The organism is Novosphingobium sp. BF6, from assembly GCF_058273105.1.
The window spans coordinates 14,907-32,562 of record NZ_CM177776.1 but is presented as its reverse complement, the minus strand read 5'-3'; the positions used below and the strand labels follow the sequence as shown (position 1 = coordinate 32,562).

9 protein-coding genes are annotated in these 17,656 nt (G+C 64.0%); 3 read left to right on the top strand and 6 right to left on the bottom strand.

The annotated features are described in order from the left end of the window. Positions 1 to 134: 134 nt before the first annotated feature. Both AC4D6D_RS15710 and AC4D6D_RS15705 read right to left on the bottom strand, forming a co-directional pair. On the bottom strand, positions 135 to 5,252 hold the full coding sequence (locus AC4D6D_RS15710; RefSeq protein ID WP_491328015.1) for a type I polyketide synthase: 5,118 nt from the start codon (positions 5,250 to 5,252) through the stop codon (positions 135 to 137). Between the two features lie 138 nt (positions 5,253 to 5,390). Continuing rightward, positions 5,391 to 9,974 (bottom strand): autotransporter domain-containing protein, encoded by a 4,584-nt coding sequence (locus tag AC4D6D_RS15705; RefSeq protein ID WP_491328014.1) that lies wholly within the window; start codon positions 9,972 to 9,974, stop codon positions 5,391 to 5,393. Between the two features lie 970 nt (positions 9,975 to 10,944). Here AC4D6D_RS15705 and AC4D6D_RS15700 point away from each other — a divergent pair. The 3 genes from AC4D6D_RS15700 to AC4D6D_RS15690 all read left to right on the top strand — a co-directional run bounded on the left by AC4D6D_RS15700 (position 10,945) and on the right by AC4D6D_RS15690 (position 15,185). Next, positions 10,945 to 11,688 carry a siderophore-interacting protein gene (locus AC4D6D_RS15700; protein WP_491328013.1) on the top strand — a complete coding sequence of 248 codons (744 nt, stop codon included), beginning with the start codon at positions 10,945 to 10,947 and terminating at the stop codon, positions 11,686 to 11,688. A 136-nt stretch (positions 11,689 to 11,824) separates the two neighbouring features. Next, positions 11,825 to 12,394 (top strand): TetR/AcrR family transcriptional regulator, encoded by a 570-nt coding sequence (locus AC4D6D_RS15695; protein ID WP_491328012.1) that lies wholly within the window; start codon positions 11,825 to 11,827, stop codon positions 12,392 to 12,394. A 475-nt stretch (positions 12,395 to 12,869) separates the two neighbouring features. Beyond that, entirely contained in the window at positions 12,870 to 15,185 is a 2,316-nt protein-coding gene (locus tag AC4D6D_RS15690) for an adenosylcobalamin-dependent ribonucleoside-diphosphate reductase (protein WP_491328011.1), read from the top strand. 3 nt (positions 15,186 to 15,188) lie between these two features. Here AC4D6D_RS15690 and AC4D6D_RS15685 read toward each other — a convergent pair whose 3' ends face one another. The 4 genes from AC4D6D_RS15685 to AC4D6D_RS15670 all read right to left on the bottom strand — a co-directional run bounded on the left by AC4D6D_RS15685 (position 15,189) and on the right by AC4D6D_RS15670 (position 17,654). After that, a complete protein-coding gene (locus AC4D6D_RS15685) occupies positions 15,189 to 15,767 on the bottom strand; it encodes a DedA family protein (protein WP_491328010.1) in 579 nt (192 codons plus the stop codon). Positions 15,768 to 15,824: 57 nt separating this feature from the next. Beyond that, positions 15,825 to 16,109 (bottom strand): hypothetical protein, encoded by a 285-nt coding sequence (locus AC4D6D_RS15680; protein WP_147222790.1) that lies wholly within the window; start codon positions 16,107 to 16,109, stop codon positions 15,825 to 15,827. A 156-nt stretch (positions 16,110 to 16,265) separates the two neighbouring features. Beyond that, a complete protein-coding gene (locus AC4D6D_RS15675; RefSeq protein ID WP_491328009.1) occupies positions 16,266 to 16,982 on the bottom strand; it encodes a hypothetical protein in 717 nt (238 codons plus the stop codon). 39 nt (positions 16,983 to 17,021) lie between these two features. Next, a complete protein-coding gene (locus AC4D6D_RS15670) occupies positions 17,022 to 17,654 on the bottom strand; it encodes a DedA family protein (RefSeq protein ID WP_491328008.1) in 633 nt (210 codons plus the stop codon). Positions 17,655 to 17,656 lie beyond the last annotated feature (2 nt).

Genomic DNA, 17,656 nt, shown 5'->3' with positions numbered 1-17,656 from the left:
GAGTTGTTCCTGGAATGGTGTTAATTAAATGATTTTAATGGTCAGAAAGTAATAGTTTTTCTGATTGTAAGCCGAAATTGCCCTGCCGCAAGCGGAAGGTGTATTGCTGATTTGACAATTTTTGGGTCGCAAGGTCATTCATGTCTTGGGTGCTTGCAAGGCAACCTGCCGATGATCTGAATGGCGATGTGACTCAGGCTCTGGCCCCCGATCAAAGCGGTAATGGGCAGGGAAATCCCCATGTCGCGGCTGATCAGAAGCTGGAATTCGACGGCTGCCAGGGAATCCAGTCCTGCCCGCGATACCGGCATGTCCTTTGCAATATGCTCGGCGGAGCATTTGAGGACTTGCGCAAGCAGGCCGCGCAATTGATCGGCCAGCCATCGTGCCTGCGCGCCTGACGGCAACTGCTCAAGCTTCGCCAGAATGTCATTCCCGGGTTCGGTGAGAACCCCTGCCATCAACTCCTGCATTCTGTCCGTGGCTGCGCAGCGCGGATCATAGCGGATCCATTTTTCCCCCATGATGCCGGCGGAAAGGCCGACCTGCGTCAGATCGGCCGCCATCGCTGCCCCCAAACCGGCAAGAGCAGCGGACATCGGCATCGGCGCAAGCCCGGCTGCGGCAAGGTGCGCCGCCACGGCGGGATCGGATGCCATCCCGGCGCCAGCAATGGCGCCGAAATTGATACTCAGTCCCGGAAGCCCTGCTGCTCTTCTCGACCATGCAAGCCCGTCGAGATAGGCATTGGCTGCCGCATAATTGGCCTGCCTGGGATTGCCGATCAACGCACTGAGCGATGATGCCATGACAAAATGGTCAAGGGGCAGGGCAATACTGGCGCGGTGGAGCAAGTCCGCCAATTCCGCTTTCGGTTCCAGGACTGCGCGCAAGTCGTTTTCCGACATGGACATGGCCGGAACGTCGAGAGTCGTGCCGGCCCAGTGGAAAATACCGGACAACGGTGCCTGCGAACCGGTAAGGCGCTCCACCAGTTTCCGAACGCCACGCTCATCCGTGCGTTCGATCTGTTCGACCGTAAGTTGCGTCCCATGATCGGCCAGTTCGCGGGTCAAGGGCGCTATGCTGGATGGTGCCGGTCGTCGGCGGCTGGTCAAGACGACATGGCCGGCACCATGGCGAGCGAGCCATGCCGCAAGTTGCCGGCCGAAACCGCCGAGACCGCCCGTAATCAGATATGTTCCCGAGCGCCGCAAGCCGAAGGTTTCGGAGGCGCAACCGGCAAGCGAGATGGTCTTCAATCGAGGCACGAGCCGTCGATCGCCGCGAAAGGCGATTTCGCTGCTGGAAAGGTTGGCGGTCACTTCACGCGCGACGGTCTCATGCCAGGCTTCGCCGGGCGTGACGTCGATCATTGTTGCGCTGGTTTCGGCGATCTCGTTGTAGAGCGTCCGGCCCAATCCCCAGAATGCGGCCTGATCGGGGGCCAGCGGGGAACGGGGAAATGTAGCAGGCTGTGCATTGCGGGTTACGATGTAGACCCGCCCCCCGGCAGGCGAAGTGCACTTCGCCAGGACGGCGGCCATACGGTCGGCGATTGGCCCAGGTCCGTCAGGAACGAGTACGACCGTTGCATCGGCGTTTCCATCGGTCACGGGATCTGCGCCGGTCGCCTCGATAGCGCTGCGCAGCAGTGGCCCATCGTGATCCGATGATAGGATCGCAATCCGCCGACGGGCGCTGTCAGGAACTTCGGCGAAGGCTTCTTGCCAGTCGAGAGCCAGCGCTAGTTCGGGCAGTCTGCTTGCCTTTGCGCGCGGCCTCAAGGGGCGTACCGCGACGTTTTCGAATTCCGCTAGACAATGACCGGCAGAACTGAAGAAACGGGCATCGAAGCAAAGCCCTTCGCCAGTGTCGTCCTGCAAGGTTATCCAGGCCCATGCCGTGGAAGGCAAAGGTGCGTGGAGGCGATAGGTGCGGATCGAGACGGGAACATAGGGTTCGCAGGTGGTCGACAGCGCCAGGGCCGCTTGGAACATACCATCGACAAGGCAGGGCGCGATGCTCGCTCCGTTCGTTGCCGAACCCGCGCCGGAGGCCGTCAATTGTGCGAGGAGGCTCTTGCCGTCTGCGGCGAGAGAGAGCCTTTTCACCACCTGAAAGGCTGGGCCGTGATCGATGCCCAGCGCGGCGAGCCGCCTGCCATGTTCCTGTAGGCAGAGAGGATGCGGTGCGGCGCGCGCCAGTTCGAGTATCGAGGAGGGGGCCGGTGCCGTCTGCGGATCGCCGATACTTGCCTTGAGCACGCAAGTCGCCTCCAGCGGGGAGGCAGGGTGGTGAATCAGCGTTTCCAGCTTGCCGCCGACGTGCCTGGTAGCCAGGGCCTGGCCCGACTTTCGGTTGATCGGTGACGGGTTTTCAAAGCGTATGTCGGCAAGTGCTGTCGTCTTCATTCCAGGCGTAAGGGTCAGCGCGGCCTGAAGTGCTGCTTCCAGGGCCGCCGCGCCGGGCAGGATGGCAACGCCTTCTATCCTGTGCTCGCCCAGGAATGCGAAAGCCTCTCGGTTGAGGTCTGCCGTCCATACTTGCGGCATGATGGACTGCTCTGCCCATGGAGTACTTTCGGCCGGGCGCAACCTGTCCCTGCGTTGCACTTCGGCTTCGTGCCAGAAGCGCTCTCGTCGCCAACCCCGATTGGGCAGATCGATGACTTTCCCTGTCGGTGTAATGCGTTGCCAATCCAATCGTCCGCCAGTTTTGTAAAAGCGGATCAGTGCCTTGCGGAAAGCCAGTTGCTCGTCCTGGCCTTCGGCTTGAATTGGGATTACCCGGATTTCATGCGCATTTGTGTTTGCGACTTGAGCGACGGATCGATGCAAAGCCGGGCGAGGGCCGATTTCGATGCAGTGCGTGGCACCTGAATTGAAAGCCGTTTCGAGCGCATCCTGAAAGCGAACCGGTTCGCGCACATTCCTGGACCAGTAGGCGGCGTCCATGATCTCATGACCCATGCCCGACATCGTTTTTCCGGTCACGCTGGATATCAGCGGAATGGCGGTTTGGTTCGGTTCCAATCGCTCCAGGCGGACGGCAAGCCGTGCGAGGATCGAATCCATGTCGGCACTGTGATAGGCGATGTCGACGGAAAGGCGGCGATGGGGTGACTTGCGCGAAGCCAGCACTGTTTCTGCCTGCTTCAGGGCTTTGGCCGAGCCTGCAAAAGTGATGGAGCGCGGCGCGTTGAGGGCGGCGATCTCGAGTTGTGGAACCAGGGAGCACAGTTCCCGAGCCTCTTGAGCGCCGATCGCGGCGGCCAGCATTCCCCCGCGCCCGGCGCGCAGATGTTGCAGTTCTGATCTGGCCCAGCAGATCTCTACGGCTTGTTTTAGTGACAGATGTCCTGTGCAATAGGCCGCGGCGACTTCTCCCGCTGAGTGGCCGAGGCAGATATCCGGATCGATGCCATAAGCGCTCAGCAACCGCGCCATTCCGACCTGGAATGCGAAGTTGAGCGGTTGTATCGCCAGAGTATCGGTCCATGCAGCATCCGCTTCCGGCCGGATCATGGCTTCGATCAGCGAGAAGCCGGAAATCGGTTGAAAGAGGCTGTCCAGTTCCTCGATGGTCTTTCGGAACGTGGGTTCCGCGGCCCAGAGCGAGCGGCCCATGCCCAAATGCTGCGGCCCCATCCCGGAGAATACGAACAATGTGCGGGAGCGTGCATCGTGGTCGACAGCCCGGTTAAATGCGTCATTCTTGCCGATTGATGCGGTACGTATCCTGGCGGCGATCGCGCCGGGGGTGTCGCCCGGCTCGACCCAGACGGCGGTCCGAACAGGCTGATGTCTGCGACGCAACGCAAGCGTGTAGCGAAGGTCCCCAAGCGGGACCCCGACCTCGATCTCGTCCGCAAGCCGCCCGAGCCAGTCCGAGAGTACCTCGCCCGACTGGGCGGAAAGCGGAAGCAGGAACCCGTCACATGTTGGTTTCGGCGGTCGTTCGTTTTCGGTCGCAAGGGGAGGGAGGCTCACGATCGCATGGGCCATGCTGCCACCATAGCCGAAGGCATTCACGCCGATCCTGTGAATTTCCAGGGGTTCCGGGCTCAAGGGCAGGCGCAGATTGAGAGCTTTGAACGGGATGCCCGGGCTGGGTTGCCCGACCATCGGTTGCGGAGGAACAAGCCCGGATTGGAGGATCAGGAGGGCTTTGATGATCCCGGCCATGCCGGCGGCGGCCTCCAGATGGCCGATGTTGGCCTTTACCGAACCGATGGGAAGGGGGCCATGTCGAGCGGATCGACCATAGACGGATCCTATCGATCCGGCCTCGATCCGGTCGCCCTGAGCTGTTCCCGTCCCATGAGCCTCTACATATCCGATTTGCGATGCGTCCAGGCCGGCTTCCGTCAATACGCGGCGCATCAGATCCACCTGAGCCGTACCGTTCGGCAAGGATATCCCGGCAGTTCGGCCACCATGGCCGGTGCCGATACCCTCAATCACCCCCCATATCCGATCATTGTCGGCACGAGCCTGATCGAGAGGTTTCAGGACGATCATGCCGCAACCTTCGCCGCGTCCGTAGCCATCGGCAAGACTGGAGAAAGGCTTGGATCGCCCGTCGAGAGCCAGTAGTCCGGCTGCGGACATGGCTATGTGATATTCGGGGCGAAACATGAAGCTGACGCCTCCCACCAGAGCCATGCGACAGGCGCCAGACCTGAGGTCCCCGACGGCTGCGGCCAAGGCGGTGAGGCTTGAAGCGCAGGCCGTGTCGACAGCCAGGCTCGGCCCTCGCAGATCGAGCGCATAGGACAGCCGGTTCGCGAGCATCGTCAGGGTGGAACCTGCTGCGGAAAACCGGTCCAATTCGCTGCGTGCCTGGGCGGAAAACTGGTTGAGCAGATGATCGGCGGTAAACCCGCCGATATAGACGCCGACAGGTTCCCCCGAAAGTGCAAGAGGATCTATGCCCGCACGTTCCAGCGCTTCCCACGCAACCTCGAGAACCAGTCGTTGCTGCGGATCGAGAGAAGATATCTCGTCGGCCGGCAGGGCAAATACGTCCGGGTCGAAATCCCGATACTCGTAGTCGAGGAAAGAACCTCTTCCGCAAGTCGTTTTCCCGGCAGCAATGTCATTGCTGAAGAAGGCTTGATTGCTCCATCGGTCGGCAGGGATATCGTCGCTGAACTCATCCGCGGTCAGAAGCTGCTCGAAAAATTCATCAGGCGATTGTGCGTTGCCCGGAAAGCGGCACTGCATACCAACGACCGCGATCTGTTTCATGATTTCAGGGCAAGCCTCTGTCCGGGCGTAGATTGCCGAGGTGGAGCCAGTCTGGACGTATGCGCTGCGGCGGTGGCCTTGCGCCGTATCAAGTCCACCGCCTTTGCTTTACGCCATGTCATAGCCACCATCGATCGGTCAGAAGTCCTTCGAGACTCTGACGGTGAGCCGGCCGTCACGTTGGTTGGAGGCGCCGCGCAGGCCGAGTTCCATATCGATGACCCAAGTCGAGAGGGTGTAGAGTCCACCGCCCAGCGCCACCTCGTACTGATCGCGGGTCCAGCCTTCGGTGCGGATTCCGTAGAACGCCTGCCCCGGAATGTCAGCGTAGTCCAGGAACTGGGCGCTCGAATCCTGGAACTCATGCGACCATTCGAGGCGCACACGGGGCCGGAAGCTGCCGATCAGCAGGCGCTTGTCGAGTTCGAAGCGTCCACCCAGCACGCCCGCCAGGGAATTGGCGTCGCGCTTGTCGAAGCGCAGATCCATGATACCCGCGCCGTTCTCCCGATAGGCATCGAGCGTCCCGCTCAACCACTCGCCCCGGCCGTAGAGCGACCAGCGCAAGTTGCCGCTGATACGGTCGATGCCGGTCGAGGCGGCGGCGAACCACATGGAACCGTCGCGCGAGCCCCGCGTCAGAGCACCATCGACGATCCGCCGGGTCTTGAAGCGCAAGTCCCCGTAGCCGATCACGAAGTCCACGAACATGCCCGGGAACAGCGCCGTACTGCCATAGGCGGCGGCGACGCTGCTGCGACCATGGAGCCGGGCGGCATTGTCGCCGATCTCGCTGTCGTCGAAGCCAATGCCGCCGCCCAGACCCACGGTGACGTCGGGCGAGAGCTTGATATCCGCGCCGGCGCTCAGCCCGCTGGTCGCGATGGAGATCTTGTCGCGGTCGTTGGTACGGTTGCGCGTACCGAGGGCAAGCTGGCCTCCGGTCCAGACGGCGACCGAACCGACCGGACGCTCTGCGCTGCTGCCGCTTGGCGCCTCGCCCTGCTCGCTACCTTCCGGTGAGTCCGCCCCTGCATTCGCGCTGCGGGCGTTCATCGCGCCGCGCGGATCGAAGCCGGTCGCATAGTTGCCGGGCCGTCCGCGCATCCGATCGACCAGTTCGAGTTCGTCGGTCGGAGTGCCCATTCCGAAGGCGCCTGAGACCGATCGCCGCATGTCGAGAATGCCCAGCGAGACGCCCATGCGGGCCTTGCCGGAACCGCCTCCGTTATGAAGCTGTTCGGTGCGTTGCAGGAAGTTGCGGCTTTGGGTTTGTGCGAAGCGCCGTGTCGATTCGACCTGGGCATCGCTCAGCGCGCGGATGTTCGGATCGAGCGAAGGATCGGGGCGCGCAGTGACGGTGATCGTTACGGTCGCCGGTGCCGACGTGCCGAACAGGTTTGACAGGGTGTAAGTTATCAGGATCGTGCCGCCGTAATGCGGTGCGGGCGTCACTTCCAGCCGATAGGTACGCGCGCCTTCCGGCCCCTCTTCGACGATCTTCGCCGTAGCCTTGTCGGCAGGTGCGATGCTGACGATCGCGGCGCCGGTGAAAGGACCTTCGGTCGCCCCCTCGGTCAGTTCGATGGAGACGGGCTGGTTGTCTACTGCCTTGGCGGTCTTGGCCGCCGCGGTCGGCACGGTTCCCGTCACGGTAATGGTAACGGTGGCCGGCGCCGATCGCCCGCCCGGCCCGACGGCGACGAAATCGAAGGCGTCGGTGCCGGAGAACCCGGGATTGGGCGTATAGGTCGCGATCACGTTCGGTGTGCCGCGAAGCGCCACCATACCGTGCGACGATGTTCCTACCAGTTCGATGGCGGTGAACTCGCCTGCCACCAGCGTAGAGAGGTCGATGTCCAGCGACTTCTGCGCCTGCGTCGAAGAAACAACCGATCCCGTACCCGGCTTGGCGGTCGGCGCGGCCGGGGTGGCGACCGTCAAGCTAACGGTGGCCGGCGCCGACGTGCCGCCGGGGCCGGTTGCGGTATAGGTGAAGCTGTCGGGGCCAAAGAAACCTGCAGCCGGGGTGTAGGTGATGACGGTTCCGGAGGTGCTCACCGTGCCATGCGTCGGGCCCGTGGCAATCGCCATGCTCGTGTAGGTGCCGGTGATCGTGCTGGAAAGGTCGATTGTGGTGCCCGAGCTGCCGTAGGGCACGGCAATGCCCGACTTGTCGGCAGCGACCGGCGCGCTCGGCGTGGCGACCGTCAAGCTGACAGTGGCAACGTTCGAGATGCCGCCGGGGCCGCTGGCGGTGTAGGTGAAGCTATCTGGGCCGAAGTAGCCTGTCGCCGGCGTATAAGTCACCACGTCACCAGCAATGGAGAGCGTGCCGTGCGAAGCGGCGGAAGCGATCGTGATGCCGCTATGGGGCCCCCCGCTGATCGACGTGGAGAGGTCAATCGCAGTCCCGGTGTTGTAGGCGGCAGCCACCCCCGGCTTATCCGCAGCGATGGGTCGGTCGATGAACGTGAAGCTCGCGCCGGCCGGGCTGGTCTGGCCGTTGACGGAAACCGTCACGGTGACATTGCCGGAGCCTGTAGCAGGAGCCGTGACGGTCAGCGAGGTGGCACTGGCGGCGGTCACGTTACCGGCGGCCGATCCGAACTGGACGGTATTGTTGCCGGGCGTGGTGCTGAAGCCGGTTCCGGTCACGGTTACCACCTGGCTGGGCGGTCCGCTGCCGGGCGAAATCGCGGTCACGGAAGGAGTGACGGCAATGGCGGCGGACACCGCGCCGGGGGACGAGGGATAGCCTGTCGGGCTGAAGCCGTCGACATTGAAGCTGGCCAGTCCGGCGCCTGAGGCCTGGTAGGGCACGGTTACGGTGCAGGTCCCGGAAGGGATCTGGATATTGATGAAATCGAGCTGCGCGCCGCTTGGCGCCGAGGTGTTGCCTGCGGAAACGCCGCAGCTGCCGCCCACGCCCGGCAGGCGCGTGAACACGCTGCTGTTCGAATGGAGCGAGGTGATGAAACCGGGCGTGGCGACGGCATTGGGGTTGGTGAAGGTGATGGTGAGCTGGCCGCTGAGTCCGACCGTGGCGGTCGAAGGGGCATAGCTCAGCGCGACACTGACCGCGCCGGCGGGTGCGACGGTGAAGGTCTGCTGGGCCTGCGCGGCGGCGTTCCAGTTGGCGTCGCCCGCCTGGTTGGCATCGATCCGGCAGGTACCGGTGCCAACGAAAGTCACCGTGGTCCCCGCAAGCGCGCAGCCGGTGCTGGTGGCGTTCAGCGAATAGCTCACGGTAAGCCCGGAAGTGGCAGTCGCCGCGACCGTATAGCTGCCCCCGACCGCGGCCGAGGAGGGCGCGCTGGAGGTGAAGCCGATCGACTGGTTGCCCTTTGCCATCGTGATCGTGACGATCGGGCCAAGGGCCGTGACCGGCTGACTGTCGGTGACGGAAATCTGGTAACTGAAGCTGCCTGCTACCGTCGGCGTGCCGGACACGATGCCGGTTGCCGTATTGAGCGAAGTGCCCGGCGGTAGCGCCCCCGCGTTGAGTGCATAGGCGTAAGGCGCGATGCCGCCGGAAGCCGCGTTGGTCTGGCTGAATGTGCTGCCTACGATCAGGCCGGTCGCTCCGGCCGAATTGACGGCGAGCGGAGCCGGGGTGACGGTGAAGCTGCTGGTCACGCTTGGGGCGGCGCTGTAGCTGCCGTTACCCGCCTGATCTGCCTGGACCGTGCAGGTCCCCGGCTGGAGCAGGGTAAGCGTCGTGCCGGACACGGTACAGACCGGCGTGGTCTGCGAGGTAAAGCTGACCGCCAGACCGGAGCTGGCGGTTGCTGTGAGGGTCAGTGGAGAGGCCGAGAGCGATGTGTTGGGCAAAGTGCCGAAAGCGATCGTCTGGGTACCTTGCGCCACGGTCAGGCTGACCGTCGCCGGGGCGGAAGTGCCGCCCACACCGGTAGCGGTATAAGTAAAGCTGTCGGGTCCGGCATAACCGGCGTTGGGCGTATAACTGACGACATTGCCGGTGATGGCTACGGTGCCGTGGGTCGGTCCGCTGGGAACGGCTATGCTGGTATGGCTGCCGGTGATGGCCCCGGAAAGGTCGATCGGGGTTGCCGTGCCGAAGGCGACCGTGCCGGCATCGAGGTTCGCGGCGATCGGTGCAGCCACGTAAGTATACTGGTCGGCGGCCGAGGTCGCGCTCGTTCCCGCCACAGTCGTCACCCTGACGTCCACGGTGCCGCTGCCGGCCGGAGCGACCGCGGTGATCTGCGTGGCACTGCCTCCCACGAACGAGCCCGAGGGAATGCCGCCGAACGTGACACCGGTGGGATTGGAGAGGTTGGTGCCGGTGATCACCACCGAAGTTCCGCCACCGACCGGACCCGCGGTCGGCGAAATGCTGGTGACGGTCGGCGCTTGGACCACGACGGTCGAATCGCTGGCCGATGCGGAACCGATCGCGCCGCCTCCGGACAACGTTACCGAAGGCACGAGCGGCGTGGTCGCATTGGCGGCAAATGCCGCGATCAGGTTGAGGGTGGGTCCCGTGCCGGGGCCGAAGCTGCCGGTCCGCGTGCATGAGCCAGTCTGGCCCGAAGGCGTGCAGGTCCAGCCCGTGCCGGACAGGCTTGAAATGTTCATGCCCAGCGGAAGGTTCAGAGATGCCGTTAACGGCGCGTTCGTCGTGGGGCTGTTGGTCACGCTTGGGAAGATGGTGTAGCTCATCAGGCCGCCCTGCGCCGCGTTGCCGGCATGGCTCATCGCGACGCCCAGGACGGGGGTGGACGAGCAGCTCAGGCTGATGGCAACCGTGCTGTTACGCGAGGAAGGCTTCGGAATGCTGGGCTCTGTGATGTAATTCGTATCGGCGATACCGACCTGGAAGTAATCGCTGGGACTTGTTCCGGAGAAAATGAAACTCCCTGAACCTGAAGTTGCTGTAGAGTCCAACACGGAGCTGGGCGCATATGTCGAGCCGTTATTTTGAGTCCAGGCGATGTATATATAGGCGCCCTTGGTATTTCCCGACCAGGAATACGTGACCCTCTCTCCGTCGGCCAAAGCATGCAGGCCTGGAGATGTAAATTTGTCGGTTCCGACGCCGTTCGAATCGACCGTGAATATGCCGCCGAGATTGTTGATCTCGTCACAGCCGGTAGAAGCCGCCCAGGCGCCTGTCGGGAGGACCACCAGCAGGGCGCTCAACAGGGTGCGGAGGAAGGCTCCGGCAGCGCGGTCGAGCGACGCAGTTTGTGATGGAATTTCGCCGTAACCGCGTGATCGACGCAGCACCGCGCAGACAAGCCAGACGCCGCGCGAACGGAACCAGGTCCCGAGCCCCCGCATAAAAATTCCCCCCGACGCCACGAAGCGATTGGAGCACCAAGCCCATAAGGCGCTCCCGACGCGGCGCATAAAAATACTCACAACTCGGAGTGTAACTCCCGAATTTGGAACATTTGAGGGCGATTCTATTGCGAGTCTATTAAAAATAGATCCGATCCGGCACTTATATGTGTCAAGTTAAAAGTGTTTAGTATGCGTTGGCAGTGTTGTTAGGTGTGCCTGCTTTATATTCCATAACCCAAGGTTGTCGCGGTGAAGTCGATCGTTCCTTGTTAGAGTCTGGAGCGTTTTTGCCTCGGCGATAAAAGGGCGGCGCGATCTTGCGAATAGGCATACCCATCAGTATCTGAATGGAGGGAAGGCCCACTCGCTAGCAGGAGAGCCCATGAAGCATCAGATCAACCGAGTCCGTCACGAGTTGCATCGCCGCACTCTGGCGATCAGCCGGGTCGAGCATGTCACACCGAACATGCTGCGCCTTACCTTGGCTGGTGAGGAACTTGCCGGTTTCACCAGTCTGGCGCCCGATGATCACATCAAGGTCTTCGCGCCGGAAGGCGAAGGTACGGCGATGCGCGACTATACCCCGCGTCGCTATGATGCCGCGAAGAACGAACTGACCGTCGATTTCGCACTTCACGAGGCAGGGCCGGTCACCGCCTGGGCGCTCCATGCGAAACCGGGTGACGAGGCGCGGATAGGCGGGCCGCGCGGCTCGCTGGTAGTGGCGCAGGACTTCGACTGGTGGTTGCTGGTCGGCGACGAGACTGCGCTGCCCGCGATCGGCCGCCGGATCGAGGAACTCGCGCCGGGCACTCCGGTCACGAGCATCGTGGCAGTGACCGGGGCCGCCGAAGAGCAGACTTTCGAGACCGGGGCGCGGCACGAAGCGGTCTGGGTCCATCGCCCTGCCGCGCAGGCCGCCGATGCCGCGCCGTTGCTGGAGGCGCTGCGCGGTTTCGTGTCGCCGCAGGGCGACGGCTTCATCTTCATTGCCGCCGAGGGTGGCGTGACGCGGACCTTGCGAAGTTATGTGCTGGAGGAGCTTGGCCACGTGCCGCAATGGCTCAAGGCCAGCGGCTATTGGGTCAAGGGCGCGGCGGACACGTCAGAGAAGTTCGAAAGCTGATAGAGACCCGTTCCCAACGGGCGGGAACGGGACTTGTAATACCTATAAGTATCCGGAACGGCGTCAACAGGCGCCGTCTCGGCAAAACAGGCAAAAGGCCGCCCGCACGAGGTGGGTCGACAGGAGACAGGGCAGGATGACGCGCTTGACGCGAAGCGAAACCCAGGCGCTCACGCGCCTGCGGCTCTTGAAATCCGCACGCGAGCTGTTCCGGCGCGACGGCTATGCCGTGACTTCGCTGGACCGCATTGCCGAGGCGGCAGGTTATAGCAAGGGGGCAGTCTATTCGAACTTCGACGGCAAGGAGGCGATCTTCCTCGCCGTGCTGGAATCGGAGAACGAGGAGAATCTCAAGGGGCTGCTCGAACGTCTGGAAAAGGCGTCGGAAATGGCGGAAATCGTCGATATTCTGGCGGAGTGGGCCGATGAACGATCGCAGTTCGGTGGCTGGTCGCTGACGATCCTGGAGCATGCCCGGGTGGCACAGGGCAAGGACTCGCTGCGCCGCCAGGAAGCGATCGTCCGGTCGCAGTGGCAGAGGCTGGGGAGCTACCTGCTGGGCCGTTTCCCATACTGCTCCGCCGAGGCCGAGACGCTGGGGGCGCTGCTGTTCGAGATCGCCTTCGCCCCGGCACTGACTTTCGTGGCCGAGCCGCGTGCCGGGGACCTCGTGCGGCTGGCGCTCCCGCCTTTGCTGGAGCGTTGAGCGGGCTGCTTCCACCATGAAAGTTCACCGGCCGGGTTGTATTTGAAAAACCGATCGGTATCCTGGATTTCATCGGTGCCCAAAGGATTGGGCGCGATGGAGATAGCCGCCATGATCGCTGCCCAGGCGCCGCTTCGCGCCCCGATGAATCACGCCTTGAGGGCGGCCAGACGTGCGCCGTCAGGTGGTTTCGCGCTAAAGTTTTGCCGTTCATCCCCCGTCGCCCCCGCGAAGGCGGAGACCCCGCTTCTTGCCCGCATCCTTGCTGAAGGAAGCGGGACCCCCGCCTCCGTGGGGGTGACGGTCTGTTGTTTTCGTAACCCTGAATATGCCAGTTCCCCGGTCGTGACTATCGCTCCGGCCTGAAGCGTCCATCGCTAGCCGACAACCAAATGCGCCTGGAGGCCGTTACACCCGTGACGATCCTCGGGCGGGCGCGTGCCCACCGTCCATCCGATCTCAACAAGGAACCCCTATGTCCGCCCCGACTTCGTCAGGCCCGCTCGACCAGCCCGTCACTTTCCACGTCTGGAAGGAGAAGTACCGCCACGCCGACGAGCAGAGCCCTTCGGACACCTTCCGCCGCGTCGTCGCCGGGGTCTATGCCAAGGACGATCCGGCCCATGCCGCACAGGCGCTGGCGGCTCTGGAAGCACGCGACTGGGTCCCGGGCGGACGCATCTTCGCGGGCGCGGGTACCGGCAAGCGCGTCACCTGGATCAACTGCTTCGTCAGCCCGACGATCCAGGATTCCATGGATACCGAGCCGGACCTCCCCGGCGTGGGCATCATGGACGCATTGAAGGTCGCTGCCTTCACCCAGCAGCAGGGCGGCGGCATCGGCATGGATTTCGGCACGATCCGTCCGGACGGTGCCCTGGTGGCGCGCACGGCCTCGGTTTCCTCGGGCGTGATTCCGTTCATGGTCATGTGGGACGGCATGTGCGTGACGATCCGCAGCAGCGGATCGCGGCGCGGGGCGATGATGGCGATGCTGCCGGTCTGGCACCCGGACGTGATCGCCTTCATCGAGGCGAAGACGCGCAAGGACGTGCTGAAGAACTTTAACGTCTCGGTGGCGATCACCGACGATTTCATGGCCGCGCTGGAGGCCGATGGCGACTGGGACATGGGCTTCCCGATCCCGCGCGCGGACGGCAGCCATGTCGCCGTGACCGAGCGCGACGGCAGGCCCTGGTATGTCTATCGCCGAATGCGCGCAGCCGAACTGTTCGACATCATTACTCGCACGACTTATGAATATGCCGAACCCGGCGTCGTCTTCGTGGACCGGGTGAACCGGCTCAACAACCTTTCCTATTGCGAGACGATCTCCGCCACCAACCCCTGCGGCGAGCAGCCGCTGCCGCCCAACGGCGATTGCGATCTCGGCCACGTCAATCTCGCCAACATGGTGGTCGATCCCTTCACGAGCGAGGCGCGGGTCGATTGGGAGCGGCTGGCCGCGACGGTGCGGATCGGGGTGCGCTTCCTCGACAATGTGCTCGAAACCTCGCCTTTCCCCACCGAGGACCAGCGGCTTGAGGCGCAGGCCAAGCGCCGCATCGGGCTGGGCTTCACCGGGCTTGGCAACCTGCTCCAGCAACTCGGCCTGAGCTACGGCGCGGAGAGCGTGCCGATGGTCGAGGACATCTGCGCGGCAATGGCCGCCGAGGCCTATCGCACCTCGATCGACCTTGCGAAAGAGCGCGGGCCGTTCCCGGCCTATGACAAGGATCAGTTCGCCCGCGCGCCGATGCTGGACAGGCTGCCCGCCGATATCCGCAAGGACGTGGCGAAGCACGGCATCCGCAACGGCGTGCTGCTGACCATCGCGCCGACCGGCACCACCAGCATCTTCTACGGCAATGTCAGTTCCGGCATCGAGCCGAGCTTCTCCTGGCGCTACAACCGCGCCGTCGTCGTCGAGCAGACCGCGACCGAGCAGCGCACCGAGAGCTTCACGGTCGAGGACTATGGCTGGTATCTCTACAGCCGCCTGCCCGGTTTCGATCCTGCCGCGCCGCTGCCGCCCTACATGGTGACGGCGCTGGAGCTTTCGGTGGAGGACCATATCGCCGTGGCCGCCGCCGCGCAGAAATGGGTGGACGCGGCGATCTCCAAGACCATCAACTGTCCGGCGGACATGTCTTACGAGGCGTTCCGGGCAGTCTACCTATCGGCCTGGGAAAAGGGCATGAAGGGCTGCACTACCTATCGCCCCAGCGGCGTGCGCGGTTCGGTGCTGTCGGAGCCGGTCGCGGAAAAGCCGAAGCGGGCGGAGGCGCTTTCCTTCCCTGCCGAGGCTCCGGTGCCGAAGCGGCCGGAGACGCTTCAAGGGCGGACGATCAAGATCAAGTGGCCGGTGGACGGAGAGAACTACTATCTCACCATCAACGACTATCTCGCGCCGGATGGGCGTCGCATTCCCTTCGAGATCTTCATCAACACCAGTTCGGCCGAGAACTTCGAGACGATGGCCGCGCTGACGCGCACGCTCTCGGCGGTCTGCCGCAGGGGGGATGCAGTGTTCATCTTCGAGGAACTGGAACGGGTCCATTCGGCCAAGGGCGGGGCTTTCGTGGCGCTGGAGAACGACACCAAGGGCCGCTACGCGCCGAGCCTGATCGCCCTGATCGGCCGTATCCTGCGCGAGCATGCGCAAGGGCCGATCGCTGTGCCCGCCGCCGGTCCGTCGGGAGAGACCTGTCCGAACTGCGGTGAGCACGCAGCGATCATGATGGAGGGATGTCTCACCTGCCAGCAATGCGGTTTCAGCAAATGCGGGTAAGGTTCAGTCCTTCGCTGCCATCGAGCGGTTGAGCCGTCCCCGCACCAGCAGGGTGACGGCCGTCGCAACGGCCACGAGCGAGGCGATCGCCAGGGCGACGTGGCCGAAACGGCGCAAGTGTCCGAAGGCCATCTCCACGCCCTCGCCGAAGCTGTAGCCGATTCCGGCGATCACCACGCCCCAGATCATTGCCGCCACGGCGTTGAGCAGGACGAAGCGGTGGGTCGGCACGGCCGAAGTGCCGATGGCGATCGGGCTGATCGTCCGCAGGCCGTAGAGGAAGCGAAAGGCGAGGATGAAGCCGGTCGGGTAGCGCTCCAGCATCGTCAGGATGCGGGCGAAGGCGGGTCTCTCGGTGACCTTGCGGACAAGCCGGTGCGCGCGGAAGCGGCGACCGAGCAGAAAGAAGAACTGGTCCGCCACGAAGGAGCCGATCGCGGCGGCGATCATGACGCCGTAGAGCGGCAGCAGGCCCTGATGCGCGATGAACCCGCCGGTCATGACGACCGTCTCACCCTCCAGACCGGCCCCGAGGGCAACGGCGGGAAGGCCGAACTGGGCGATCAGGGCTTCTATCGACATGGGTCAGGAACGGGGCGGCTGCCGCGCGGTTCCGTCAGCCGGGGTATCCGGCTGATTTCAGAGCTTGTCGTCGACCAGGCGCAGGCGCGCGCCGCCGCCCACGGCGATCGACGAACCATCGGGATACTCGATTGTGCCGTCCGGCCGCAGCAGGGCGAATTCGGCGGAATCGAGGCTGCCGTTGATGGTGACCGGCGTGATGGTGGAGAGGGGGGCGGCATCGCCCCTGACCTTGAAGGTATCGACCCGCCAGGCGAGCACCTGATCCATCTCGGCGGGAACGGCCTGCTCCGGACCGAACCGCGGACGAGTGGAGATGTAGAAACCTTCGGTTGCCGGCACGCAGGCCGTCGAAATAAGCTCGTGATCCGCCACGCCGTTTCGTCCCAGATTGCCCCCGCGAGCGGTTCCGACAGTGAAGGCGGAACCGACAACGCAAGGGCTATACTAACCGCGCTTACGGTATCCTTACAGGGCTTTGTTCACAATTTTTCACATTCAGAAGAGATTCGCCGCGACGGCGGGCGATGCAATGGTTTGCGCATCATCGGGGGCGGCGGCATGGGTGGCGCCGTATTGCGATTCCCAGGCGAGCAGGTCGGCCTGGTACTGTTCATAGCTGTCGAAGAAGGCGCGGAACGGTGCTTCGGCGCGGGCGAGGCCGCTCGAAGTCGCGAAACCTTCGAGTTGCGCGGCGGGCACGGTCTGGAGCGCGGTGGTCAGTTCCAGCGCGGCCTGGCACAGCGAAGGCACAACGGGCGGCAGCGCGAAGAAGTTGTAGACCTGCGTCTGGTAGGACTCGCGCTCGCGGATCGCCTTGGCGCCGAAGCGGGCCTTGTATTCCTTGTCGAGGTTCTTGTTTGTCGCCGCCAGCGACTTGGCGTACTTTTTCTGGAACTCGGTATAGCCCGCCAGGATCGGGGCACCTTCAGTGCCGGCGCAGTTGAGCGCGGCGACATTGTAGGCCGAGCGCAGATTCCACAAGGCCTGGGCGGCGGAAATCTCGCTGTTGACCGTGCGGCGGGTGCCGTCGACCGCCTTGGCCGGAATGACCATGTTCGGCGAGGCGCCCAGCGGCGGCATCGGGCGCGGCGGGATCACCGCCACCACGGGCGGCGGCGGCGGGGTCTCGGCCACTTTCGGCGTGCCGCTGCAACCGGCCAGCAGCGCTGCCGTGCCGCCCAGGAAAATTCGTCCGATCGTCTTCACGCGCATTCCATCACCCCATCGCTTGCGGTCGTCATTTGCAGGATTTCACGCTCTCGATCGCTTCCGGCGCCCGAGCAGGCGCGAGCCAAGCAGGGTCACGCTCATCGCCACTGCCGCAAGCACGAGGCCGCCGAGCACGAGCTTGCTCTCGTCCAGCGCCAGCGCCGCGCCGAGCGGACCGGCAGCGAGATAGCCGGGGGCAAACATCAGCGGCACCCAGAGGCAGGCCGAGGCCACGTTGGCGATCTGGAACGGCCGCTTGGGCATGGCGAGCACGCCTGCCACCAGCGGCACCGTCGCGCGGATCGGGCCGAGGAAGCGGCCCATGAAGATTGCCGCGAAACCGTATTTGCGGAAGAACAGCCGCGTCCGTGCCACGGCCGGGCGGTGGCGGTTCAGCGGCCAGCGGCGATAGACGCGCGGGCCGATGCGGTTGCCGAAGGCGTAGGAGACCCAGTCGCCCAGGATCGATCCGGCGACGGCCCAGAAGAAGATCGGCCAGGCGTCCAGCGTGTCGGCGCCGATCAGCCCGCCGATAGCCAGCATGACCGCCGTGGCGGGCACGAAGAGGCCGACAATCGCCAGCGATTCCCCGAAGCAGAGCAGGCCCACGACGGGACCGGCCCAGATCCCGTGGGTCTGGACGAAGGCGCTGGCATGGGCGATCACCTCTTCCATCG